This is a genomic window from Coprococcus comes ATCC 27758 (assembly GCF_025149785.1).
Lineage (GTDB): Bacteria > Bacillota > Clostridia > Lachnospirales > Lachnospiraceae > Allocoprococcus > Allocoprococcus comes.
The window spans coordinates 1021640-1045476 of record NZ_CP102277.1; the positions used below are offsets into that span (position 1 = coordinate 1021640).

Annotated in this window: 24 protein-coding genes and 1 pseudogene; 20 read left to right on the plus strand and 5 right to left on the minus strand. The window is 41.8% G+C overall.

The features are described from left to right. Positions 1-111 precede the first annotated feature (111 nt). A complete protein-coding gene (locus NQ556_RS05075; RefSeq protein WP_204575865.1) occupies positions 112-1326 on the minus strand; it encodes a DUF4317 domain-containing protein in 1215 nt (404 codons plus the stop codon). A gap of 160 nt (positions 1327-1486) precedes the next feature. Here NQ556_RS05075 and NQ556_RS05080 point away from each other — a divergent pair, with 160 nt between their 5' ends. Both NQ556_RS05080 and NQ556_RS05085 read left to right on the plus strand, forming a co-directional pair. Beyond that, positions 1487-1729 carry an AbrB/MazE/SpoVT family DNA-binding domain-containing protein gene (locus NQ556_RS05080; RefSeq protein WP_044998617.1) on the plus strand — a complete coding sequence of 81 codons (243 nt, stop codon included), beginning with the start codon at positions 1487-1489 and terminating at the stop codon, positions 1727-1729. 3 nt (positions 1730-1732) lie between these two features. Continuing rightward, a complete protein-coding gene (locus NQ556_RS05085; RefSeq protein ID WP_008369773.1) occupies positions 1733-2032 on the plus strand; it encodes a type II toxin-antitoxin system PemK/MazF family toxin in 300 nt (99 codons plus the stop codon). A 44-nt stretch (positions 2033-2076) separates the two neighbouring features. Here the strand turns inward: NQ556_RS05085 and NQ556_RS05090 are convergent, their stop codons facing one another. Beyond that, positions 2077-2523: a GatB/YqeY domain-containing protein gene (locus NQ556_RS05090; protein ID WP_008369771.1), complete on the minus strand. Its 447-nt coding sequence runs from the start codon at positions 2521-2523 to the stop codon at positions 2077-2079. A 167-nt stretch (positions 2524-2690) separates the two neighbouring features. Here NQ556_RS05090 and NQ556_RS05095 point away from each other — a divergent pair, with 167 nt between their 5' ends. Both NQ556_RS05095 and NQ556_RS05100 read left to right on the plus strand, forming a co-directional pair. Beyond that, positions 2691-3584, plus strand: a complete 894-nt coding sequence (locus tag NQ556_RS05095) for a radical SAM protein (RefSeq protein WP_044998614.1) — start codon at positions 2691-2693, stop codon at positions 3582-3584. Between the two features lie 14 nt (positions 3585-3598). Next, a complete protein-coding gene (locus NQ556_RS05100; protein WP_008369768.1) occupies positions 3599-4252 on the plus strand; it encodes a YkgJ family cysteine cluster protein in 654 nt (217 codons plus the stop codon). A gap of 207 nt (positions 4253-4459) precedes the next feature. Here NQ556_RS05100 and NQ556_RS05105 read toward each other — a convergent pair whose 3' ends face one another. The 3 genes from NQ556_RS05105 to NQ556_RS05115 form a co-directional block, all read right to left on the minus strand. After that, a complete protein-coding gene (locus NQ556_RS05105; RefSeq protein ID WP_044998612.1) occupies positions 4460-5530 on the minus strand; it encodes a CdaR family transcriptional regulator in 1071 nt (356 codons plus the stop codon). Positions 5531-6198: 668 nt separating this feature from the next. After that, positions 6199-6390 carry a DUF5300 family protein gene (locus tag NQ556_RS05110; RefSeq protein ID WP_008369761.1) on the minus strand — a complete coding sequence of 64 codons (192 nt, stop codon included), beginning with the start codon at positions 6388-6390 and terminating at the stop codon, positions 6199-6201. Between the two features lie 181 nt (positions 6391-6571). After that, a complete protein-coding gene (locus NQ556_RS05115; protein ID WP_175305226.1) occupies positions 6572-7699 on the minus strand; it encodes a glycerate kinase family protein in 1128 nt (375 codons plus the stop codon). Between the two features lie 212 nt (positions 7700-7911). On the opposite strand from NQ556_RS05115, the gene NQ556_RS05120 reads away from it, so the two are divergent. From NQ556_RS05120 to NQ556_RS05195, 16 genes and pseudogenes are all read left to right on the plus strand, one after another. After that, positions 7912-8082: a hypothetical protein gene (locus NQ556_RS05120; RefSeq protein ID WP_173803217.1), complete on the plus strand. Its 171-nt coding sequence runs from the start codon at positions 7912-7914 to the stop codon at positions 8080-8082. A gap of 177 nt (positions 8083-8259) precedes the next feature. Beyond that, positions 8260-10239 (plus strand): sodium-translocating pyrophosphatase, encoded by a 1980-nt coding sequence (locus tag NQ556_RS05125; RefSeq protein WP_008369753.1) that lies wholly within the window; start codon positions 8260-8262, stop codon positions 10237-10239. 197 nt (positions 10240-10436) lie between these two features. Then, positions 10437-10871: a C-GCAxxG-C-C family protein gene (locus NQ556_RS05130; protein ID WP_175305225.1), complete on the plus strand. Its 435-nt coding sequence runs from the start codon at positions 10437-10439 to the stop codon at positions 10869-10871. Then, positions 10872-11555 carry a TIGR04282 family arsenosugar biosynthesis glycosyltransferase gene (locus tag NQ556_RS05135; RefSeq protein ID WP_175305224.1) on the plus strand — a complete coding sequence of 228 codons (684 nt, stop codon included), beginning with the start codon at positions 10872-10874 and terminating at the stop codon, positions 11553-11555. After that, a complete protein-coding gene (locus NQ556_RS05140; protein ID WP_022221076.1) occupies positions 11548-12525 on the plus strand; it encodes a heterodisulfide reductase-related iron-sulfur binding cluster in 978 nt (325 codons plus the stop codon). The genes NQ556_RS05135 and NQ556_RS05140 overlap by 8 nt, the downstream gene beginning before the upstream one ends. 18 nt (positions 12526-12543) lie before the next feature. Further along, positions 12544-13425, plus strand: a complete 882-nt coding sequence (locus NQ556_RS05145) for a LysR family transcriptional regulator (protein WP_055158573.1) — start codon at positions 12544-12546, stop codon at positions 13423-13425. A gap of 105 nt (positions 13426-13530) precedes the next feature. Next, positions 13531-14790, plus strand: coding sequence for an ABC transporter substrate-binding protein (locus NQ556_RS05150; RefSeq protein ID WP_008369741.1), 1260 nt, complete (start codon positions 13531-13533; stop codon positions 14788-14790). Between the two features lies 1 nt (position 14791). Then, positions 14792-15655: an ABC transporter permease gene (locus tag NQ556_RS05155; RefSeq protein WP_008369740.1), complete on the plus strand. Its 864-nt coding sequence runs from the start codon at positions 14792-14794 to the stop codon at positions 15653-15655. 13 nt (positions 15656-15668) lie between these two features. After that, positions 15669-16478 (plus strand): ABC transporter permease, encoded by an 810-nt coding sequence (locus tag NQ556_RS05160; RefSeq protein WP_008369738.1) that lies wholly within the window; start codon positions 15669-15671, stop codon positions 16476-16478. 13 nt (positions 16479-16491) lie between these two features. Next, entirely contained in the window at positions 16492-17517 is a 1026-nt protein-coding gene (locus NQ556_RS05165; RefSeq protein WP_055158568.1) for an ABC transporter ATP-binding protein, read from the plus strand. A gap of 15 nt (positions 17518-17532) precedes the next feature. Then, complete coding sequence (locus NQ556_RS05170) at positions 17533-18420, plus strand: nucleoside hydrolase (RefSeq protein WP_008369733.1); 888 nt, start codon at positions 17533-17535, stop codon at positions 18418-18420. A gap of 5 nt (positions 18421-18425) precedes the next feature. Next, a pseudogene (locus NQ556_RS05175) lies at positions 18426-19103 on the plus strand (TIGR04283 family arsenosugar biosynthesis glycosyltransferase); the annotation flags it as partial. A gap of 139 nt (positions 19104-19242) precedes the next feature. After that, the gene (locus NQ556_RS05180; protein ID WP_175305222.1) at positions 19243-20019 is read left to right on the plus strand and encodes an ABC transporter permease; all 777 of its coding nucleotides are present in this window, start codon (positions 19243-19245) and stop codon (positions 20017-20019) included. An 8-nt stretch (positions 20020-20027) separates the two neighbouring features. Continuing rightward, positions 20028-20765 (plus strand): ABC transporter ATP-binding protein, encoded by a 738-nt coding sequence (locus NQ556_RS05185; protein ID WP_008369727.1) that lies wholly within the window; start codon positions 20028-20030, stop codon positions 20763-20765. Positions 20766-20774: 9 nt separating this feature from the next. Next, positions 20775-21356, plus strand: a complete 582-nt coding sequence (locus NQ556_RS05190) for a hypothetical protein (protein WP_204575867.1) — start codon at positions 20775-20777, stop codon at positions 21354-21356. A gap of 22 nt (positions 21357-21378) precedes the next feature. Further along, positions 21379-23835, plus strand: a complete 2457-nt coding sequence (locus NQ556_RS05195; protein ID WP_008369723.1) for a glycosyltransferase family 2 protein — start codon at positions 21379-21381, stop codon at positions 23833-23835. Positions 23836-23837: the final 2 nt, after the last annotated feature.

The following is a 23837-nucleotide window of genomic DNA, read 5'->3' on the forward strand; positions in this document are numbered from 1 at the left end:
AGTCGAGAGGATTACCTGCATTTTTCGTATACATTGTAAAACTGAAAAGAAATAAGGAAATATTACGAAAGACATTCAATAAAAATGTCTTTCGTATAATATGTAAGGCATTTAGAATGGAACATCCATTTCATTTTCGGATGTATCGCTTTTGGATTCATCAGACGCATCAGGGGTGGAAGACTTTGGAAGTCCTCCGGATACGGCAGTCTTTGCACTGATTCCGTTGATCTCAACGCGATCGTCAACGACAATGACCAGGCATTTCTGACCATCGATAATACGTGTTTCTACAAGATCTGAGCATTCCGGGTTTACCTGAATGGTGATGTCCGGAGTTTTGATCTCGAATTTTTTGAGGTTTGCAATATTGGAGGCAAGGAGTGTACTGTGCTCTCCGGCAGCGGAATCGTACTGCTCATCGAATGTTTCCAACTTTTCTTCTTCGACACCGCTTTTGGCAAGGAGGTATTTAACTTCTGCTTTGTCAAGGGCAAGTGGTTCCGGATTTTCAGAATTCTGTTCAATCATTTCATTTAAGTTTTCGTGGATATTTTTGACTGTATCGTAGTCGCAGTCATCACCGAGCGTTTCTTCGATCAGTGTACGGAAAGTATCCTTCTGATTTCCGGCGGTGAGTGGCGGAACACATCCAAGAAGCAGATCGGTCAGACCGTTTCCGAGATTCTCTGCATTTTTTGAATAATAAAGTAGATTGTGAATATCGGTGCTGCGGTCATTAAAAGCAGGGAAGAGGAAACCGGCATCCGGCATCTCTACGATCCAGTCACGGATACGCTCATGGAAGCTGTTCTCTTCTGCATGATAACTGAGTCCTGGCTTGGAAAGCTTGACCGGACAGAAGGTACACATGATGTAATCATAGACTTCATCGGATGCATCGAACATTTCACTTCCGTCCGTTGATTTTCCCGGAATATCGTAGGCTGCATGGACGAGCAGGATCAGATAGTTCTCGGCATAATCATAGGAATCGATGACACGATTATAGAATTCTTCCAGAAGAGCGTCGTCAGTAAGCCGGCTGTTTCTTAATTTGAGAAGAAATTCCTGTGTACCACCTTCTGATTCGGTCTCCAGAGGAAATTCCATATTCAGAAGATTTTTTCCGATCGTACCGGACAAGGACTTTCTGAAAATGTCAAAATACTTGAACATTTCCTCTTCCGGAAGAGAAAGGAAAGCATCTTTCATCTCCGTTTTTTTCTCTTTTTCACCATCTACATAGCATCCGCAGATGCGGGTGATCGCACAGTTGGATGGGGTGAACTGTTTTTTGATTTCAGTAACTTCTTTTTTATTCATAGTAAGTAAATCCCCTTTTGGTAATTGTGATTTTGTAAAAGACTGATGCTTATGAATTATAACATATTTTGAGGAAGAGTGTGATTAGGAGAGAAAAATATTTGATTATTTTCAGAATAATGTATATACTAAGTATATACATTATATGGAGGTGAATTTTATGCAAACACAGGTAAAAGCATGGGGAAATAGTCAGGGAATCAGACTTCCAAAAGATATTTTACAAGAGGCCAATGTAGAAATAAATGATATGCTGGAAGTAAAAGTATCGGATGGTATGATTATGCTTGTTAAGACCTTCAGGCATCAAAAATTGGAAGAAAGAGCTGAAAAGTTTGGTGGTAAGTTAAATCTTGATGGAGAATATGAATGGGATAAGCCGGAAGGAAGAGAGGTGTGGTAGAAAATGGAGATACAGCAGGGAGATGTTTTAAAAGTGGAAAAAATTAAGGATCCTGTATTTGTTGCAAGTAAAAATTTTTTTAATCAGTCGGGAGAAATAATTGGCTGTCCAATATTAGGAGAGAGTACAGAAAGCCCACTTCACATTTATGTTGAAATGGATGAAAATAAAGGTTATATCCAATGTGAACAAATGAAAATGTTAGACTTGAGAATCAGGGGGTATAAAATAATAGATCGTGTAAAAAGGGCAGATGTAATTAATGTAACAGACGCAATACAGAGTATATTCGACTATATATAAATGCAGGGAACCAATCCGGAACCCTGCATTCATAATATCTGCTATTAAGCCATCATTCCTGTGAGAATATCATTCACAAGCTTTCCGTCAGCTTTTCCTTTTACTTTCGGCATCAGTTCTTTCATGATACGTCCTTTATCCTTTGGTGTCGGAGCATCAATTCCAAGACCGGAAAGGACACCTGCGATTACTTCTTTGATCTCAGCTTCGTCCATCATCTTCGGAGCGTACTGTTCAAGAACAGCGATACGTTTCTCGCATTCTTCAATAATGTCTGTACGATCAGCAGGAGTCATCTCCAGAGTTTCTTTTGTCTGTTTGATCTCTTTTAAGATAACCTGAACTTCTTCTTCTTCGGTAAGATCGGCACGTTTGTCGATGGCTTTGTTCTTAAGGGCTGCAAGAAGAGCAGATAATGTCTCTTTTGTGTCCTTATCCTTTGCTTTCATGGCTGCGACCATAGCGCTTCTTACTTCATCAATTTTACTCATTGTATATTCCTCCAAACTTGAGGCAAAATGCCTGTCTGCACTTTATTGTAGCAGATGGGAAAAGAATTTTCAATCTCTTGAAGAGGAAAACTTGGGTGGCTATTTTTCAAAAAGTGCGGTATACTGATAGGAATGAATCAGGGATAGATGAGAGGTTACGCGATAGGATGAGTGGCTGTACATTATGTCCGCGGATGTGTGGGGCGGACAGGGAGAATGGGAAGACAGGTTTTTGCGGAGAGACAGGGGAGATCCGGGCGGCGAGAGCGGCGCTTCATATGTGGGAGGAGCCCTGTATTTCCGGAAAGGAAGGATCAGGGACGGTCTTTTTTACGGGATGTACTTTAAGATGTGTGTTCTGTCAGAACCATGAGATTGCGGGAAGCAAGGTTGGCAAAGTGATCTCAGAAGAGCGGCTGGCGGAGATCTTTCTGGAACTGCAGGGGAAAGGTGCGAATAATATCAATCTTGTGACGCCGACGCATTTTGTGCCGCAGATCATCCGGGCGCTTCAGAGTGCAAAGAAGCAGGGGATGTATTTGCCGGTTGTATATAATACAGGCGGTTACGAGAGAGTGGAAACCTTGAAAATGCTGGATGGTCTGGTGGATATTTACCTGCCGGATTTTAAATATTTAAATACAGATCATGCGAAAAAATATTCGATGGCGGAGGATTATCCGGAGGTTGCGAAGGCGGCTATTGCTGAGATGGTAAGACAGGCAGGGAAGCCGGTATTTGATGAGCGCGGAATGATGAAACGTGGCGTGATCGTGCGTCATCTGCTTTTGCCGGGATGTCTTGCAGATGGAAAAAGAGTGGTGAAATATTTGCATGAGACTTATGGAAACCGGATTTATATGAGCCTGATGAGCCAGTATACGCCACTTGAGAGTCTGGATGCGGTAAAATATCCGGAGCTGAACCGGAAAGTGCCGGAGTATGCGTATGAGAAACTGGTGGACTATGCGATCTCGCTTGGTGTGATGCAGGCGTTTATACAGGAAGGGGATACGGCAAAGGAAAGCTTTATCCCACCATTTACACTGGAAGGAGTATAGGAAAGGAGATTGATATGAAAAGACAGGTGACAATGGAAGAAATTTCAGATGGAAAATTATATACCAGCAATGACCTGGTAAAAGCAGACTGTGGCGATTGTGAGGGATGCCACGCCTGTTGTACGGGGATGGGAAGCTCGATTGTGCTGGATCCGCTGGATATTGTCCGGATCAGCAGGGGAACAGGAGCGGCTTTTGAAACTTTGCTTGCAGGAAAGATTGAACTGAATGTGGTAGACGGAATCATTTTGCCGAATCTGAAGATGGCAGGAGCGGAAGATGGCTGTGGTTTTCTGACAGAGGAAGGAAGATGTGGGATTCATCCATTTCGTCCGGGAATCTGCAGGCTTTTCCCGCTTGGAAGATATTATGAGGAAAATGGTTTCCGCTATTTCCTTCAGGTACATGAATGTCAGAAAGAGAACCGGGCGAAAGTAAAGGTCAAAAAATGGCTTGATACACCGGATCTGAAAAAGTATGAAGCGTATATTGCCAGATGGCATGGATTACTGATTCAGTTACAGGAATACATTGCAGCACATCCGGAGAGTGCGAAGGCGGTCAGCATGGATGTACTGCAGAGATTTTACCTTACTCCGTATCGGACGGAAGAATTTTACAGTGAATTTTTCCAGAGAATGGACGAAGCAAAAAAGGCATATTGTTAAATACAATTGAAATAATCGGCAGCCAGAGAGATGAATTCTTTGGCTGCTTTTTAATACCCGTTGTGAGGGTGAAGGAAAGGCTGTCCTGTTTTTTGACGAAAATCTGTAAGTAAACTTATCTGTCAAGAATATTTTCTTATATAGGCAAAACTGTACACGGATATGGAAGATGTGTGCACAGGAATCTGTGTCTGGGATTTAAAAATATCACAACTGCAAGGCAAGATATAAAAGCACCGCATCCTTGAAAACACGTGGATTCAGCCCGCATTTCTGGTAAATATGATTCAACTTGTACTGCACTGTGTTTTTGTGAAGAAACAACTTCTGGCTGGTTCCGAGAAGAGACATATTTGCTTCAAAGTAAGTCTGAAGCAGATTTCTTTCTTCATCAGAAAGTGCAGAGATCGTTTTTTGCAGATAAGCATTTTTTTCCTGCTCCGAGATGGAAGAGAGCAGAATTTCCAGTGTCATATCATCGAAAAAAGCAATCCCGTTTTCCGAACTCCGGCAGTATTTCAGCGCAGTGAGTGCAGACTGGTAAGAAAGAGAAAGCTGGAAAAGCTGACATTTCTTTCCGACTGCAATGGAGAGCAAAGCTCCACAGTCTGCGGTAAAATCAGCCAGTATCTGATAGAGAGCGGCTTTGCCGGAGTTTTCCAGCACGGCAAGATATTCATTTGGATAATAAAAGGTATAAAGAGTAATACCAAGCGTGCTGAAAAGTCCGATGATCTTCTGTTCAAGGGAAGAAGAGTTGTTGTGTCCATCCGGTGATGACTGGATGATCAGAAGCCGTTTCTTTGTCCCTGGATTTACCTGAAGATCTGAAAGGCAGGTGTCCAGATAATCCGGATCAGCAATCTCATTCCGAATCAGGGCATCGATAACAAAGTGTTTTTTATCTTCCAGAGAGCGGCTCAGTCGGTTCAGCTCTTTTTCGCGGATCAGCAGATGGGTAATCCGGTCGGCAAGATGGACGTACTGGCGGACCTGGTCCGGTTCTCCGGTAATTCCGATCACTGCAAGAAAACTGCCGTGATAATAGAGTGGCATATTGATCCCTTTTTGTGTTCCGGGAAAATCATCATCTGAAAAAACTTCGATTGTCTGTTCTGTCTGGGCGGCTTTGTGACCGATGGCATGAAACGTACCAATCCGGTCGGCGTTGGTACTCGCAAAAATCATTCCCTGCTTATCGATAAAATTGATATCCTGTCCGCAGGTGTCTTTGATCGTGTTTACTACCTGAAAGGCAAGTGATTTGTCTAACTTCATTTTAAACATCCTCCGATTCTGGAAAAGAAGTTGCGGGAATGATGCAGATGCTTATCCTGCATTTAACAGGATAAAGAGAACGGTATCATTACCACTTATTTAAGAATTGTAGCATTATTTGGAGAGAGGAACAAGGTGGAAAGGTACAAGGGGAAGATTGCATAAAAGAAGAACTGGAAAATGTATATGATTCACAAAAATGCAATATATGAATGAAAGATTTCAAAATATGAAATAAAACAATTGCTGAAAAAGTATAGATTGACAGAAAAATATCATGTTGAAATGAAAATGAAATGATTTTGAAAACTTCATTACTATATATGAAAAATTGTAAAGAATACATAAAAAAGGTACATAGGTATTGATGAAAGCGTCAATAGAATTTATGTCTTTTTTTTCGTACAATAGCATTGTCAGATAAATGACAGCGCGCTGACATAATGAACGAGTAGAGGAAAGATTAGTAAAGAGGTAACCAAATATGAGCGAATCAACTAGAATGATGCTGGGACTGGCAATCGGTAAAAAGAAAGAAGAATGGGCACTTGCAATTCGGTTTGGAAAGTGTCCCTTTATGGATAATATGTAGGCAATTTGCGTTATGGAAGTTGCCTGTATATTTGTCATTGCTTAAAACTACATAGGCGGATTGTTTACGGCAAAACTTAATCTGCAATATTTGCGATAACTGAGAGGTTTGCGGAGTCATCCAGAGAAATGGTAACAGAAGAACTGTTATCAATGGTTCCGGAGAATGTGTTAGAAAAGGATGTTCCATTTGCAACTTTTCCGGAAACATGGATAGAATAAACACTGGATTGAGGAAGTTCTACAGTTTCGGAAGAACCTGCCTTCACAAGTGAAAGCTCTTCATTTGATGAAGAATCATTGTTACAGATGAAATGAAGATCTGTCAGGTCGTAGATCGTTGTGTTGTTGATGGTCAGTGTAGGAAAAGAAGAAAATCATAAAGAAAAGAGAGTATTTCTGTAAAAACTATACAAAAACACTCTCTGAAATTTGTAAATAATGTTAAAACTATAACAGACGGAATACCTGTTCCACAGCTGCTGCCATATTTGATTTTGCATTTTTGGGATCCATTGCTTCGGCTAGTGTTGTGATCCCACGGACGATTGGGAAGAATGCATCGATTCCGGCCGCATTGCAGGCTGTTGCTTCCGGGGTGACGCTTCCGGCAAAAGCAACGACTTTGGAGCCGTATTTTTTTGCAAGTCTTGCCACACCGACAGGAGCTTTTCCCATAGCGGTCTGGTGATCGAGGCGTCCCTCGCCGGTAACAGTGATATCTGTATCTTCTAATTCTTTTTCCAGTTCGACAGCGTTAAGAATCAGATCGATTCCAGGAGTCAGCGTAGCATTTAAATAACTGAGAAATGCAAAGCCAAGACCACCTGCAGCACCAGCACCTTCTGCAGATGCATAATCATTATGAAGAAATTTGGAGGTAACAGAAGCATAATGATTCATTGCCTGATCCAGTTCTTCTGCTATTTCCGGTGTGACACCTTTTTGCGGACCATAAATATAGGTAGCTCCGTTCTTTCCACAAAGTGGATTAGTTACATCACAGGCAATATGAAAATTGCATTCTTTGAGAATTGGGTTAGCTTTTTCTATTATAATAGAAGATACCCGTTCAAGCGCCTGTCCGCCTTCACCGACATCCTGTCCATTTTCATCGGAAAATTGATAGCCAAGTGCCTTAAGCATTCCAATTCCACCATCATTTGTTGCGCTTCCTCCAATTCCAATAATGAAATTGCGGATACCGCGTTCCATGGCATCTGCGATCATTTCACCGACACCGTAAGTGGTTGCAGTAAGTGGATTTTTTTCAGATTCTCTTACCAGGATAATTCCGGCAGCGGTAGCCATTTCGAGGATGGCAGTATTTTTTTCTGCCAGATATCCGTAATGTGCATTTACCGGAGTACCAAGAGGACCAGTCACTGTAAGATCAATACGCTCACCACCAAGTCCTGCAATCAGGGCATCTGTGGTGCCTTCACCACCATCTGCAAGTGGTTTTACGACAACATTCGCATCAGGGTGTGCTTTTAAGATCCCTTCCTTTGCAGCCATTCCGGCTTCAATCGAAGTGAGACTTCCTTTAAATGAATCAATTGCAACTACAACTTTCATAATTTCTAATCTCCTTATCACTGAATTTATTTTATGATAAATCCAGTGTATCATGGATTGAAGAAAAAAAGAATGTTATAAGAAATAATAAAAAGAATAAATAAACATAAAAATATGTCCCTTATAACATTTGCAAAAAGTGGGATATTTCCTATAATATAGTAAAAACAGACAGTAAGGAACAGAAAAACAAAATGCAGGGAGTGAAAATCATGAATAAAAAGGAGATAAAACTGAGTAATGGATGTGATTGCCATTCCAAGAAGTGGAAAGGCAGAACATGTACTGCAGAACTTGGAGGCGGGAAAGGTTCATTTGACAGCGGAGGAATATGCCAGATTAGATGTTGCTTTTCCGGCACCTCGGAAAAAAACATATCTTGATATTGTGTAAATCCCAGTGGAATGTGGACGGTGAGATACAAATTAAAAAAATAGAGAAAGACCACATTTATAGATAAACAAAATAAAACTTATTGAAAATTCAAAAAATTGTTTTGCATTCTTGTTCTTTTTATGATATTGTCTTTAGAGGTACAATAATTCAGGGAGGAACAAGAAATGAATAATTACATGTATCTGGTCCCGATTGCAGCTGTTATTGCTTTATTATTTGCAGCATATCTTGCTGGTAAAGTAGGAAAACAGGATGCAGGTACGGACCGCATGAAAGAGATTGCAGGCGCAATCGCGGAGGGCGCAAGAGCTTTCCTCATGGCTGAATACAAGATTCTGGTCATTTTTGTAGTAGTGCTTTTTGTACTGATCGGATTTGGTATCAGCTGGGTAACAGCAGTATGCTTTGTAATTGGAGCACTTTTCTCAACAGTTGCAGGATACTGTGGTATGACAGTCGCTACAAAAGCGAACGTAAGAACTGCTAACGCAGCAAAAGAAAGCGGAATGAATAAAGCATTATCAATCGCTTTTTCTGGCGGGGCCGTTATGGGAATGTGCGTAGCAGGTCTTGGAGCACTTGGCGTAAGCCTTGTGTACATTGTTACAAAGAACGTAGATGTGCTTTCAGGATTCAGCCTTGGTGCATCTTCAATCGCACTTTTCGCCCGTGTTGGTGGTGGTATCTACACCAAAGCAGCAGACGTTGGTGCAGACCTTGTTGGTAAAGTAGAAGCAGGTATCCCGGAAGATGATCCGCGTAACCCGGCTGTTATCGCTGACAATGTAGGTGATAACGTAGGTGACGTTGCAGGTATGGGAGCTGACCTTTTTGAATCTTATGTTGGTTCACTTGTATCAGCACTGACTCTTGGAGCAGTAGCAGGAGCTGTATCCGGAGTTCTTTATCCGCTTGCGATCGCAGGATGTGGTCTGATCGCTTCTATCATCGGAACCTTCTTTGTAAAAGGTGATGAGAATTCGAATCCACAGAAAGCTCTCACAAAGGGAAGCTATGCAGCTTCTATCGTAGTTATTGTTGTAGCACTTGTACTGAGTAATGTACTCTTCGGAAAGATGAGTGCGGCAATTGCCGTTATCGCAGGTCTGGTTGTTGGTGTGATCATCGGTAACATCACAGAGTACTACACATCAGCAGACTACAAACCGGTTCAGGGAATCGGAGAACAGTCAGAGACTGGTGCAGCTACTACAATCATCAGTGGTCTTGCGGTAGGAATGAAATCTACAGCAATCCCGCTTCTTCTGATCTGTGTAGGTATCTTTGTATCTTACTCAGTTGCAGGACTTTACGGAATCGCACTTGCAGCAGTAGGTATGCTTTCTACAACAGGTATCACAGTTGCCGTTGATGCATACGGACCGATCGCAGACAATGCAGGTGGTATTGCAGAAATGTCAGGATTGGATGAATCTGTTCGTGAAATCACAGATAAGCTTGACTCAGTAGGAAATACAACTGCAGCTATGGGTAAGGGATTCGCGATCGGATCAGCAGCTCTTACCGCACTTGCACTTTTCGTATCTTATGCACAGGCAGTTGGTCTTGAAGCGATCAATCTTCTTGACTACAGAGTAATCATCGGTATCTTTATTGGTGGTATGCTTACATTCCTCTTCTCCGCATTTACTATGGAGTCTGTATCAAAGGCTGCATACAAGATGATCGAAGAAGTAAGACGCCAGTTCCGTGAAAAACCGGGCATTATGAAAGGTGAAGAAAAACCGGATTATACATCATGCGTTGCAATTTCTACCACAGCAGCTCTTCACGAAATGCTGCTTCCGGGTGTGATGGCAGTCGTAGTACCGTTGATCGTTGGTATCGTTCTTGGTGTGGAATCCCTCGGTGGATTACTTTCCGGAGCACTTGTTACAGGTGTACTTATGGCAATCTTCATGTCCAACGCTGGTGGAGCATGGGATAATGCTAAGAAATACATCGAAACAGGACATCATGGCGGAAAAGGAAGCGAAGCTCACAAAGCAGCAGTTGTTGGTGATACAGTAGGTGATCCGTTCAAGGATACATCAGGACCGTCTATCAACATCCTGATCAAACTTATGACAATTGTTTCACTTGTATTTGCACCGTTATTCTTATCGATCGGTGGATTACTGTAAGAATTGAATAAAGTAAAAGAAATCCTTCATTTGCGGGAAACCGCAGATGAGGGATTTTTTTGTAAAAGGCACGAATTATTTGATTTATAAATAAGACAAGCAAATTATAGTTAAATACGATAAGACAATCTATAGAAATAGGACTGGTTTGATGTTAGAATGAAAAAGTGATGTAAGATGACAAAGGAGAGAGAAAAATGATAGAAGAAAGTATGATTCGGGAAAAATTTATAAAAGGATATGATTGCTCTCAGGTCGTTCTGTCTTATTTCGCAGAGAGACTTGGGATTACGGAAGAGATGGCGAATAAAGTCTCGGCTTGTTTTGGAGGTGGAATGATGCATGGGGATACATGCGGTGCATTTACCGGAGCAATCATGGCTGTTGGATTAAAATATGGACACTGGGATGTGAATACTCTGCTTCGGCAAAAAGAAGAAATGATGAACAAATATGCAGAATTTAGAACATTGTTTCTGGAAAAGTTTGCAACAAACAGTTGCAAAGAGTTATTGGGCTATGATGTATCGCTTCCGGAACAGTTTGAAGAAGCACTTTCGAGTGGCAGAATGCTGGATTTTTGTCCTAAAGTAGTGGAAAGTGTGATTGAAATGTTGGAGGAAATATTATAGATGAAAGATGCACTTATTTTATTTACGAGGGTGCCGATACCAGGACAGACAAAGACCAGGCTGATGCCTTTTCTAACTGGGGAAGAGTGCGCGCGTCTACATGCCTGCTTTGTAAAGGATATATATGAAAAAGCAAAGCAGGTGGATGCGGATATTTTCGTGTTTTTTACACCAAAGGATGAAAAGAAGCTGCTACAGCAAATTCTTGATAATGAGACAGTATGTCTTCCACAATTTGGTGATGATCTTGGTGAAAGGATGAAGAATGCGATTGGAATCGTACTGAGAATGGGGTATGAGAAAGTAATTCTGATCGGGACAGATATTCCGCAGATTCACCCGGAAACACTGAAAAATGCATTTGATAATCTTGGGGGAAAAGATATTGTGATTCATCCTACATTTGATGGAGGGTACTATCTGATCGGAATGAAAAAAGAATATGATTCTATATGGAAAATTGAACGATACGGAACGAATACAGTTATTTATGATACCTTACAGCACATGAGAAATGAAAAGCTCTCTACGGCGGTAGGTCAGATGTATTATGATGTGGATGATAAGGGAGATTTGTACCACCTGTATGAGGATATTGAAAAGGGAGCAATTTGTAACTGTCCAATTACGATTGATTATCTGGAACTGGGACTGAAAGGAAAGCTGGATAAAAATTATGAATAAGTGGGATTTGGATGCATGTATCCATTGTGGAAAATGTACCAGAAGTTGTCTGTTTCTGGAAAAATACGGAATTGATCTGCCGGTATTAAAAGAAAAACCGGAGCTGGCATATCATTGTTTCTTGTGTGGAACCTGCGGGTGTGTCTGTCCAAAAGGAATTGATGGAAAAGAGATTGCACTTGACAGTCGGAGAAAATTGGTTGAAGACGGAGGTGGGAAGCTTCTTGATAATTCATATGACGGACTGCTCTTAGAAAAGAATCCGTACAAATTTGCAAATTACCGCCATTCAAAAAAGAAAGCAGTTTTTTTTACGGGATGTAATTTTCCGTCTTTTTTTCCGAAAACGACAGATAAGTTGGTGGAAGAATTCGCAAAATATGATGTGGGAGTTGTATATGACTGTTGTGGGAAACCGATTGAAGAACTGGGACTTGTTTCAGAGGCAGCGGGGATCATTGAGCGAATCAACTGGAAATTAAAAGAGTCAGGAGTAGAACAGGTGATCATGGCATGTCCGAACTGCTATTACTTTTTAAAAGGACGACTGGATGCGGAGATTATCAGTGTTTACGAAAAAATGGCAGAGCTTAAAATTGGAAATATTTATCAAAAAGAAAGGATTCCAATGTATTATCCATGTCCGGACCGAAAAGACAGAAAGTTTGAATATGATATGAAGCCATTCCTTGTCGGAAAGGTAGAAGATGCATTCAGAGATGTACAGTGTTGCGGGCTTGGTGGATGCGCAGCTGGAAAAGAAGCGGATGTGGCACAGGCACTGACAGACCGTGTAAAAGCATCGAGGGAGCCGGAACTTTATACATATTGCGCTTCGTGCATCTGTAGTTTCAGAAGGAGAGGATATGAAGATGCAAAGCATTTGCTACCGCTTATTATGGGAATCGATGAAAAGGTACCTCTTGGGAAAACACCTATTTTGAATCGGGCAAAATGTAAATTTAAATAGGGGAGTCGTGGGAAAAGAATGACGATTAAAGAATTAGAGGAATTTCGGATGATTTGTCAAAGAGGAAGTCTTGCGAGGGCTTCAAAAGAGCTTTTTATGTCACCACAGGGACTCAGCCGTGTACTGAAAAATCTGGAAAATGAACTGGAATGTACGTTGCTTGACAGGGTTGCCTCCGGGATAGAACTGACAGAGAGCGGACAGAGGCTGTATGATTATGCGAATACGGTTCTTAGCGAATATGACAAATTGAAAAAAGAAATTGATATGATACGTGCGAGTGAGGAAGGGACAGTAGAACTTCTGGTTGCCTATGATATCCTGCGTTACCTGACGCCAGACTGTATTCTGGAATTTCAGAAGAAATATCCGAATGTGACATTTTCTTATATGGAATATCCGGATCGGATCGTAGAGAAAATGCTGCTTGACAAAGAAGGGAATGTGGCATTGTCGATCGGACCATTTGCAGGAGATTGTTTTGATATGAAAAGTTTAAAAAAATGCAGTCTGGGGCTTCTGGTCTATGAAGAACATTCTCTGGCGAAAAAAAGAGAAGCAACTATTCTGGATCTGGAAGGCGAGCCTCTTTATCTTGAAAACAGCAGTTTTAAACTCAATGAGTTTATTCAGAGCAGATGCTGGAACCGGGGATTTGAACCGGATATTGTATTTGAGACAAATGGATTTGATCTCTGCTATAAAATGTGCCGGCTGAAGAGAGGGATTTCTGTGACGATTGACTTTGTCCATGAAGATATGAATACAGAGGGGCTGGTCATGATTCCTTTCGCAGAAGATGATATGATCTGGGAAATCGGTCTTCTTACGCTGAAGGACAGAGCAATGGAATCATCAGTAGAAAAATTCTATAAGTATATAGAAAATTACAATAGCTAAACGAAGTGTTGAGGGGTAACAACAAAGCAGGAATGAAAAACAGCGTGCTTTTTGTTAATAATTTGTTATAATGAAGGACGGAGAAAATGAAGGAGGAAAATTTTAATGAAAAAGAGAATTGCAGCTCTGCTTTTAAGTACTGTGATGGCGTTTTCCTTAACAGCATGTGGAAACAGCGCAAAGACAGAAAAAGCAGACAACAAAGAAACCAAGCAGACAACCGAAGCCGTAGAGGATATGAGCTTCGATGAAATGGTGGATGCAGCCAAGGGTACAACCGTTACATTTTACGGATGGGGCGGAGATGATAGCTTAAATGACTGGCTTGACAACTACTATGCACCGCGTCTGAAAGAAAAATATGACATCACACTGGAACGTGTACCGATGGATATTGATGCGATTTTAAGTCAGCTTTCTGGTGAAATTTCAACAGATAAAAAAGATGGCGATATCGATATGATCTGGATCAACGGAGAAAACTTCAAGACCTGTAAAGAAAACAACATGCTTTACGGACCGTTTGCAGAAGAACTTCCGAACTTCCAGTCTTATATTGATACAGATGATGAAGAGACAAATGCAGACTTCTGCTTTCCGATTGAGGGATATGAAGCTCCATACGGAAAAGCACAGCTTGTTATGATCGCAGATACAGCAGTAACACCGGATCTTCCGACAAACACAGATGAGTTCATGGAGTTCTGCAAAGCGAACAAAGGAAAAGTAACTTATCCTGCATTACCTGACTTTACAGGAAGTGCATTTGTTCGTAATGTGATTTACGATATCTGCGGATATGAACAGTTCATGGATATGGAAGCTGATAAAGAGACTGTAAAAGCAGCAATTGAGCCAGCTCTTGAATATCTGCGTGAACTGAATCCATACCTGTGGAATGAAGGAAAGACTTTCCCGAAGGATTCTACGGCACTGACCAATATGTACTCTGATGGAGAAGTTGTGATGGATATCTCTTATGGTGCATACTCAACAGCTACCAACATTGAAAATGGTACTTACACAGAGACATCTCAGTCTTTCCAGTTCGATAAAGGAACAATTGGAAATACAAACTACATTGCAATTGCAGCAAACTCAGGAAATGTAGCAGGAGCACAGGTAGCAATCAATGAGATGCTTGATCCGGAAGTACAGGCAGACCGTTTCACAGAGATCCGTACCATTCCGGTTGTAGATTACAACAAATTAAACGATACACAGAAAGAAGCATTTGATAAGGTTGAGATTGGTAAGGGTGTAATCCCTCAGGATGAACTTTTATCAAAACGTCTTCCGGAAATGCCTTCCGCACTTGTACCGATCATCGAAGAGATCTGGGCAGAGGAAGTAGTAGGAAAATAAAATGAAGAAAAAAATGACACCTTATATACTGTTGGTGCCGCAACTTATATTAGGCGTAGTTTTTATTATTGGTCTGGGAACTGGAATCATCCAAAGTTTAGGGGTGATTCCAGCTTTTGGATTAACGGAACCGACGCTGAAATATTATAAGGAGGTACTGACAAGACCGGATCTTTTGCAGTCATTAAAATATAGTCTGTACATTGCATTTATGTCGGCTTTTCTTGCCACAGTAACAGGAACATTTCTGTGTGCAGTTCTGGTGAGTGCCGGAAAAGTGCGCGGAATCATTATGCGGATCGTTCAGATTCCAATCATTGTTCCCCATGTTGTTGTGGCACTCTTTATTGTAAATATTCTTTCGCAAAATGGAATCCTTGCGAGAATCCTTGCAAATGCAGGATTGATTACGGATCAGCAGCAGTTTCCGATGCTGCTCTATGACAGATATGGACTTGGTGTAATTCTTGCCTATCTGTGGAAGGAAATTCCATTCATAATTTATTTTGTGATTGCTCTGATGGCGAATATCAATGGCAGTCTTGGAGAAGCAGCGACCAATCTTGGAGCGAATAAACTTCAGGCCTTCATGAAAGTAACGCTTCCTTTATGTATGAATACAGTGCTCAGTGGTTTCCTGATCATCTTTGTATTTGCACTTGGAGCATATGAGCTGCCGTTCATACTTGGAGCAACGATACCAAAGGCGCTGCCGGTTCTGGCTTATCTGGAATATACCAAGCCTGATCTGCGGGCGCGACCGTATGCGATGGCGATCAATGGAATCCTGATCGTGATCTCTCTGATTGCAGCAGTTTTATATTACATATTACTTCGCCGGAGCACGAAGAAGCTGGCAGGTTAGGAGGAATAGGAAGATGAAAAGAAAAAAGAACATCTGGGAAGGCCTGATCATAGGCATTTTTATTTTCCTGGTGATTGTACCAATTCTTACGATCCTTGTCTGGGTAGGGACAGAGAGATGGGCATGGCCGTCACTTATCCCGCAGAAAATTTCGATGAGAGCGGTGAATGGAATACTGAGAAACAGGCAGCAGCTTGTGCGACTTTGTATGTCCAGTCTTTTCATATCGGCTTCGGTCGCGTTCCTGTCGGTTGTAATCGGAACAATGACGGCGAGGGCGCTGGAATGCTATGACTTTTTTGGAAAGCGGCTGTTTTCATTTATGTCGATGCTTCCGTTTCTTGTTCCGGGAACCGTGTTTGCGATGGGGGTTCAGATTACCTTTATCAAATGTGGATTAAGCGGAACCGTTCAGGGAGTCATTATTGTCCATCTGATCTGTTCTCTTCCGTATGCAGTTACGCTGATGCAGGATGGAACAAGAGCAATTGGGGTAAAGCTGGAGGAGCAGGCAAGAGTTCTGGGGGCTGGTGCGCTTCAGGCGTTTTTTAAAGTGACACTTCCGAATCTGTTTCCGGTCATGCTTTCTGCGTTTTCGATGGCATTTGTTGTTTCGTTCAGTCAGTATTTCTTGACGTTGATGATCGGCGGGGGAAATGTCAAAACATTTGCAATCGTCATGGTTCCATATCTCGGAAGCGGAGAACGTAATTTTGCCAGCATTTACAGTGTGATATTCCTGGTGATCATGCTTCTGGTGTTTGGAATACTGGAATGGATCGTGGGACGTTTTACAAAGGCACAGGAAGTAGAATATTATTAGGCAGGAGGAGCACATGAGTCTTACAATTAAAGAACTTTGTGTAGATTTACAAAAGACAAGAATACTGAAGAATATAAATCTGGAGATTAGAACGGGAGAATTTGTTTCGCTTCTTGGCGCCTCAGGCTGCGGAAAGACAACACTGTTAAAAAGCATTGCAGGTCTTCTTGAAACGCAGGAAGGGGATATCCGGATCGATGACACATCGATTACAAATCTTGCACCGGAAAAAAGAGGAACCGTGATTGTTTTTCAGGATCTCAGACTGTTTCCGCATATGACGGTAGAACAGAATATTAGCTTTTCGATGGATCTGAAAAAAATCCCGAAAAAAGATAAGCAGGCGCAGGTAGGAGAACTGTTAAAAGCTGTCCAGCTGGAAGGATTTGAGAAGCGTAAGATCCGGGAAATGTCCGGTGGACAGCGTCAGAGGGTCGCGCTGGCAAGAGCGCTTGCGGCAGATCCGAAAATTCTTCTTCTTGATGAACCATTTTCAAGCCTGGATGAGAATCTGCGGTGCGAGATGGCAGATCTGGTAAGAAAGCTGCATCATGAGATGGGTCTTACGGTCGTTATGGTCACGCATGATAAAGAAGAAGCGATGAAGGTGTCTGACCGGATCGCTCTGATGAAAGCTGGAGAAGTGCTTCAGTATGATAAGCCGGAGAGGATGTTCTACCATCCAGAGTCCAGAGCGGTGGCAGATTATATGGGACAGACAAATTATATTTTTGGGAAAGTGGAGAATGGCAGATTCGTAAGCCGGGCAGTTTCATTTGAGACGCAGAAAGCGGAAGGAGAGTATGAACTGATGGTCAGACCATCGGCGATCACGCTGACCGTAGATGAGACGGAAAGAATGTATCAGATTGAAGAAGTTATGTTTGAGGGGGAAACAGCAGAAATCCTGTTGAAGTATGCAGATGGAAAGCTGACAGTATGGATGCTTCACCGTGACTGGATGAAACTGGGGGTAAAAACAGGAGAACTGGTTGGCATCAAAATTGATGAAAGACAGGGGATTTTGTTTCAGAAGTGATAAAAGGAGAATGGTATGCGAAAAATAATTCATGATTGTGACTGTACGTTTGGAATTAACGGGTGTGATGTAGATGATGGACTGGCACTGCTGTATCTTCTGGGGGATCCGGAAGCAGAGGTCCTGGGAGTGACGACAACTTATGGGAACAATACGCTGGAGAAGGTTTACGAAAATACAAAGAAGTTTGTAAAGAAAATCGGGCATGACGAGTTGCGCGTTTACAAAGGTGGAGCAACACCGGGAGAAACCGAAAGTGAAGCGGCACATTATCTTGCCGAGATGGCAGAAAAGTATGCCGGGGAGCTGGAAATTCTGGTGACGGGTTCCGTGACAAATCTTTATGGAGCCTGGAAACACAATCCTGAGTTTTTTCATCAGGTGAAGAGTATCGTATTGATGGGAGGAACAACAGAACCACTGATCTTTGCAAAGCGGGAAATGGATGAACTTAATTTCTCCTGTGATCCGCTGGCAACTTATACGACACTTACCAGTGGAACGGATGTTGCGGTTATTACGGGTAATAATTGCCTGAAGGTACTTTTTACAAGAGAAGAGTATGAAAGAGAACTTTCGGATCTGAGTAAGGGAGTTGTAAGGCTGATCAAGAATGAGACGGATTACTGGTTTGACAATAACTGGGATGAATATGGAATTCCCGGATATTATAACTGGGATGCGATTGCTGCGGCTTACATGATGCATCCGGAACTTTTTGAGATACAGAGAGTGGACATGCAGCTGTCAACAGAAAAGCTTACAAAGGGAAGACTGATTTTGGCAGAGGATGAAACGAAAAAGAACTGCACCCTCAAGATCCCGGTGATTAGAGATGCGGACGAGTTCCGTAGAAATCTGTATGATACCTGGATGAACGTAGAAATTGAAACCGTGAAGTAGAGATGAAAATATCAATTATTATACCAACATACAATGAAGAATCGACAATTGAAAGGCTGATGGAGACACTGGAGCCGCTGAATGAAAGATGTGAGATTCTGTTTGTAGACGGGGGAAGCACGGATGGAACACTGGCACTTTTGAAGGACCGGTATCCGGTAATTCAGTCCCCGAAAGGAAGGGCAAAGCAGATGAACAAGGGAGCGGAAGAAAGCAGTGGAGATGTACTTTTTTTCCTGCACTGCGACAGTGAAGTTCCAGCTACAGCATTAGAAGAGATTGAGACTGTAATGAAAAAATACCGGGCAGGGTGTTTTGGAATTGCATTTCATTCATATAACTTTTTTATGTTCACCTGCAGGGTGATCTCCAATCACAGGATTAAAGACAGAAAAGTAATGTTTGGAGACCAGGGGATTTTCATTGACCGGAAGTTGTTTTTTGAAGTGGGAAAATTTCCAGAGATGCCGATTCTGGAGGATTATCAGTTTTCACTGACCCTCAAAGAAAAAGGGATTCCGCTTGGGATGACAAGACACAGGATTTATACTTCAGACAGAAGATTCGGCGGAAATACAATCGAAAAGCTGAAAGTAATGTGGCTTATGAACCGGCTGAGAGCCATGTACCGGGATGGTGTTCCGGCAGAAGAGATTGCAAAATTATATAAGGATGTCCGTTAGGGAGTCTGCTTTATGCAGACTCCTTTACTTATTCAGAAAATCAATAAAAGAAATAGAGAAAATCAATGATAAGTGTAAGCGATTTGATTGAATAAAGACTGAAAAAATAATATAATTATAATTTAAAGGGGAAGAAAATATGTCAGTTTATATTCAAAATTTTGTCAAATTTAAGCCGTTTTTAAAAGAACTGGTTTCAAGAGACGTGAAGGTGAAATACCGGCGTTCCATACTGGGGGTTTTATGGACACTGCTGAATCCACTTCTTATGATGACGGTTTTATCCATCGTTTTCTCAAATCTGTTTAAATTTGATATAGAGAATTTTCCGTTGTATTTGTTATGTGGGCAGGTTATTTTTAACTTTTTCAATGACGCTACGACAAATGCAATGTCAGCAATTATCGGGAGTGCATCTCTGATAAAGAAGGTGTATGTACCGAAATATGTATTCGTGATGTCAAGGGTGTGTTCCAGTCTGATCAATCTGATGTCATCCTGTGCAGCGTTATTTCTGATTATGATCGGTATGCGTGCGGAGCTTCACTGGACAATGCTTCTTTCAGTTGTGCCACTTTTTTTGCTGGTGGTTCTGGCTCTGGGGATTGGACTGATTCTGGCGACGATTGCGGTGAAATACAGGGATGTTCTGCACTTGTATTCGGTGCTGATGGCAGTGCTGATGTATCTGACACCGGTTATCTATCCAATGTCGATTCTGCCGGAATGGTTATACCATCTGGTAATGATAAACCCTCTGACCAGTATTCTGATCATGTTCCGGAATGTTGTGATCTATGGCAGACTTCCAGGTCTGGTGATGTTTCTGGTGACAGCAGCAGAAGCTGTACTGTGTCTTGGAGTGGGATGCTGTTTTTTTTATAAGCATCAGGATGGTTTTATCTTTGATTTGTAGGAGTAAGGATGGAGAAAAAAGTAATTGTAAAAGTAGAAGATGTTTCCATCAAATTCAGTCTGGCATCAGAGAAATTTGATGGATTTAAGGAATATTTTATACAGAGAGTAAAGAAAAAGATTACCTATCAGGATTTTTGGGCACTGCAGGACGTGTCGTTTAAAGTCTATAAAGGAGAAACACTGGGACTGATCGGTGTAAACGGAAGTGGAAAAAGTACGATGTTGAAAATCATTGCCGGTGTCATGAAACCAACCTGTGGCAGCGTTAAGACTTCCGGTGTGATCGCGCCGCTGATCGAACTGGGAGCAGGGTTTGATTTTGACCTGACTGCGAAGGAGAACGTATTTCTGAACGGGACGCTGCTTGGATATACCAGGGAATATCTGGAGGAGCACTATGAAGAGATTGTAGAGTTTTCAGAACTGGGCCAGTTTATGGATGTACCGGTGAAAAATTTTTCATCGGGAATGTTTTCGCGTCTCGCGTTTGCGGTAGCAACAATCGGACAGCCGGATATTCTGATCGTGGATGAAGTATTATCGGTAGGCGATTTCCATTTTCAGCAGAAATGTGAAGCAAGAATTAACCGGATGAAGGAGAATGGAACTACGATTTTGTTTGTTTCGCATAATATGGAGCAGGTGAGAAATCTGTGCAGCCGGATTGTATGGCTGGAACATGGAAGAGTTCGCAGTATCGGGGATGCAGATGAGTTGTGCAGAGAATATCAGGAAGCAGAATAAGAGGGAAAAATGAGAAAAGTAAAAAAGTTGGCAGCAGTTATTGTGCTGATTCTGCTTGCATTTGTTTATGGACATGTTCATAAGACGCATGCGATTTATGACCGGATGATAGAAAATGACCAGTATGTCATGATGGATGTGTCGCAGGATCAGATATCGCAGAAATTTGTCTGTGAGGAGGAGATACTGGATGGAATCCAGGTGAAATGCCAGAATTTGCAGGAAGATCCAGAAACAGAGATCCGGATTTATCTTCAGGATTGCGAAAATGGAGAAACGGTTGCGGAATCTGTGAAAAAGGCAGGAGATATCAAAGCGGGCAAATTCAATGAATTTTCGTTTGATACGGTCAGCAGCTGCAGGGGGGAGGCGTATAAAGTAGTATTTGAAAAAGATTCTATTGCACTTTATGCGGAAAAGACATCAGAAGAAGGAACAAATTTGAAAATAAATAGTGAAGAAAGTGAAGGAACTTTAATTTTAAAGACGGTTACATATCGGTTTGATATAGAAACATTTTGCGTATTTCTGCTGCTAGTATTGTATATCTGTGTTTTCTTTCAGTTTTTGAACTGGTTATTTTCCAGATAGTGTGGAAGAGAGGACTTGAAAAATGGAAAATGCTTTTTATATCGCAGCATGTCGGTTTCATGTAAAAGAAAAAGACAGATTACTTATTACGGGATATTTTCTGGATAACAGACCAGATGGAAACCGGATTGAAATCCGGCTGGATGGAAAGAAACTATTTTATACCACGGACGGAATCCGTCTTCATCCGCTGAAGTTTCGCAAGATAAGAAAAAGACTTATAACCAAACAGTTTTTTCTCTGGATACATCTTCCGAAAGACTGGAGAGAAACGTCCAGACTGGAAGTATTGCAGTCGTATCGTGGAAAAGAAGAATTGATGAAGACCTTTGCAGTTAGTGAATTGAAGAACCTGGAGAAATGGCTGGCAAACAGCATAGATAAGGTGAATACTGAAGAAAAAGGATTTTCAGTCGAGGGATGGTATTATAGCAGGAAAAATGCATCGATTCGGTTTCTGGATGAGAATCAGAATGAACTGGAGATGAAAGAAGAAAAAATCCGGCGTCTGGATGTGCTGCGAGAGTATCCGGAATGTAAAAAGGAAGAGATTGCCGGGTTTAAGGCATTTTATGAGGAAGGTATTCCGCGAAAACTGGAAGTATGCTTTGAAGAAGAAGAGAAAAATGCGGAAGAGATCATGAATCTCAAAAGAAAACTGCGACGTCAGAAAATGCTGGATGATTTTCGCAAAGTCAGAATCTATTATCGTCAGTTTGGAATCCGTGCAGCGTTTATCAGGGCGGGTGACAAATTGAGTGGGAAAAACGGTACAGAGTATGAAGAATGGCTGCGAAGACATGAGCCGTCCAGGATCAGACTGTACCGGCAGAAGAGAAAGCAATTTACCCGGATGCCGAAGATTTCGATTGTTGTTCCTCTTTACCGGACACCGGAAAGATATCTGCGGGAAATGCTGGATTCTGTAAGAGGACAGTCCTATCAGAACTGGGAGCTCTGTCTTTCAGATGGAAGCGGGGAAGATTCGTCGATTGCAGGGATTCTGGAAGAATACACAAAGAAGGATAGCCGAATCCGGGTGAAGGACAATAAAAAACAACTGCATATTTCGGATAATACAAATGTGGCACTGGATATGGCAACGGGAGATTATATCGCTTTTATGGATCATGATGATCTGCTGACACCGGACGCATTGTATGAGTGTGTGGCAGAATTGAATGAATATCCGGATACAGAGCTTATTTATACGGATGAAGATAAGATTACGATGGATGGAGAAGAGTATTTCTTCCCTCATTTCAAATCGGATTTTAATCCAGATATGCTTTGTACAACAAATTATTTCTGTCATCTGGTGGTTGTTAAAAAGGAATTATATCAGGCGGCAGGAAAGTTGAACGGCGAATACGATGGTGCACAGGACTATGATTTTGTACTCCGGTGTGTTGAGAAGACCGATAAGATCCGGCATATACCGAAAATCCTATATCACTGGCGAGCATGCGAAGGATCTACAGCAGGCAGTGCAGACAATAAATCCTATATTGTGGATGCAGGTGCAAAAGCGGTAAGAGCGCATTACAGAAGAATGGGAATTGAAGCAGAAGTCATTCCAACGAAGTATCCGGGAATGTACCGGACGAAATATCCGGTAAAACAAACACCTAAGATATCGGTTATTATTCCAAACAAAGATCACACAGATGATCTGATCAAATGCCTGCGATCGATCCGGGAAAAAAATACCTATGAGAATATAGAAATTCTTGTTATAGAAAATAACAGCCAGAAAAAGAAAACGTTTAAAGATTATAGAAGGATCATGCATGAGTATCCAAAAGTTAAGGTTCTGTACTGGAAAGGAGAAGGATTCAATTATCCGGAGATCAATCAGTATGGAATTGATCATGCGACCGGCGAATATCTGCTGTTTCTGAACAACGATACAGAAATGATCGGCAATGACTGTATTAAAGAAATGTTGAGCTATTGTATGCGGGAGGATGTAGGTGCTGTCGGAGCGAGAATGTATTACGAAGATGGAACGCTTCAGCATGGAGGAGTGATCATCGGACTTGGAGGAGTGGCAGGACATGCATTCCTTGGCATAGACGGAGATTCGCCGGGATACTTTGCGAGGGCGCAGGTGGTCCATGATCTGAGTGCGGTGACCGCAGCCTGTATGATGATGAAAAAACGGGTGTATGAAGAAGTTGGAGGATTTGACTCGAAGTTTGCGGTGGCATTTAATGATGTAGATCTGTGCCTGAAAATACGAAAAGCCGGATATCTGATCGTATATGATCCATATGCGGAACTGATTCATTATGAATCCAAGTCAAGAGGATATGAAGATACGGAAGAGAAAATCGAACGTTTCCACGGAGAAGTAAATCTGTTTCAGACAAGGTGGAAAGATTTCCTGAAAAAGGGTGATCCATATTACAGTCCGAATCTGACACTGGATCATAATGATTTTGGACTGAATCATCTGGCAAAAGTGGAGAGGAGATAGGA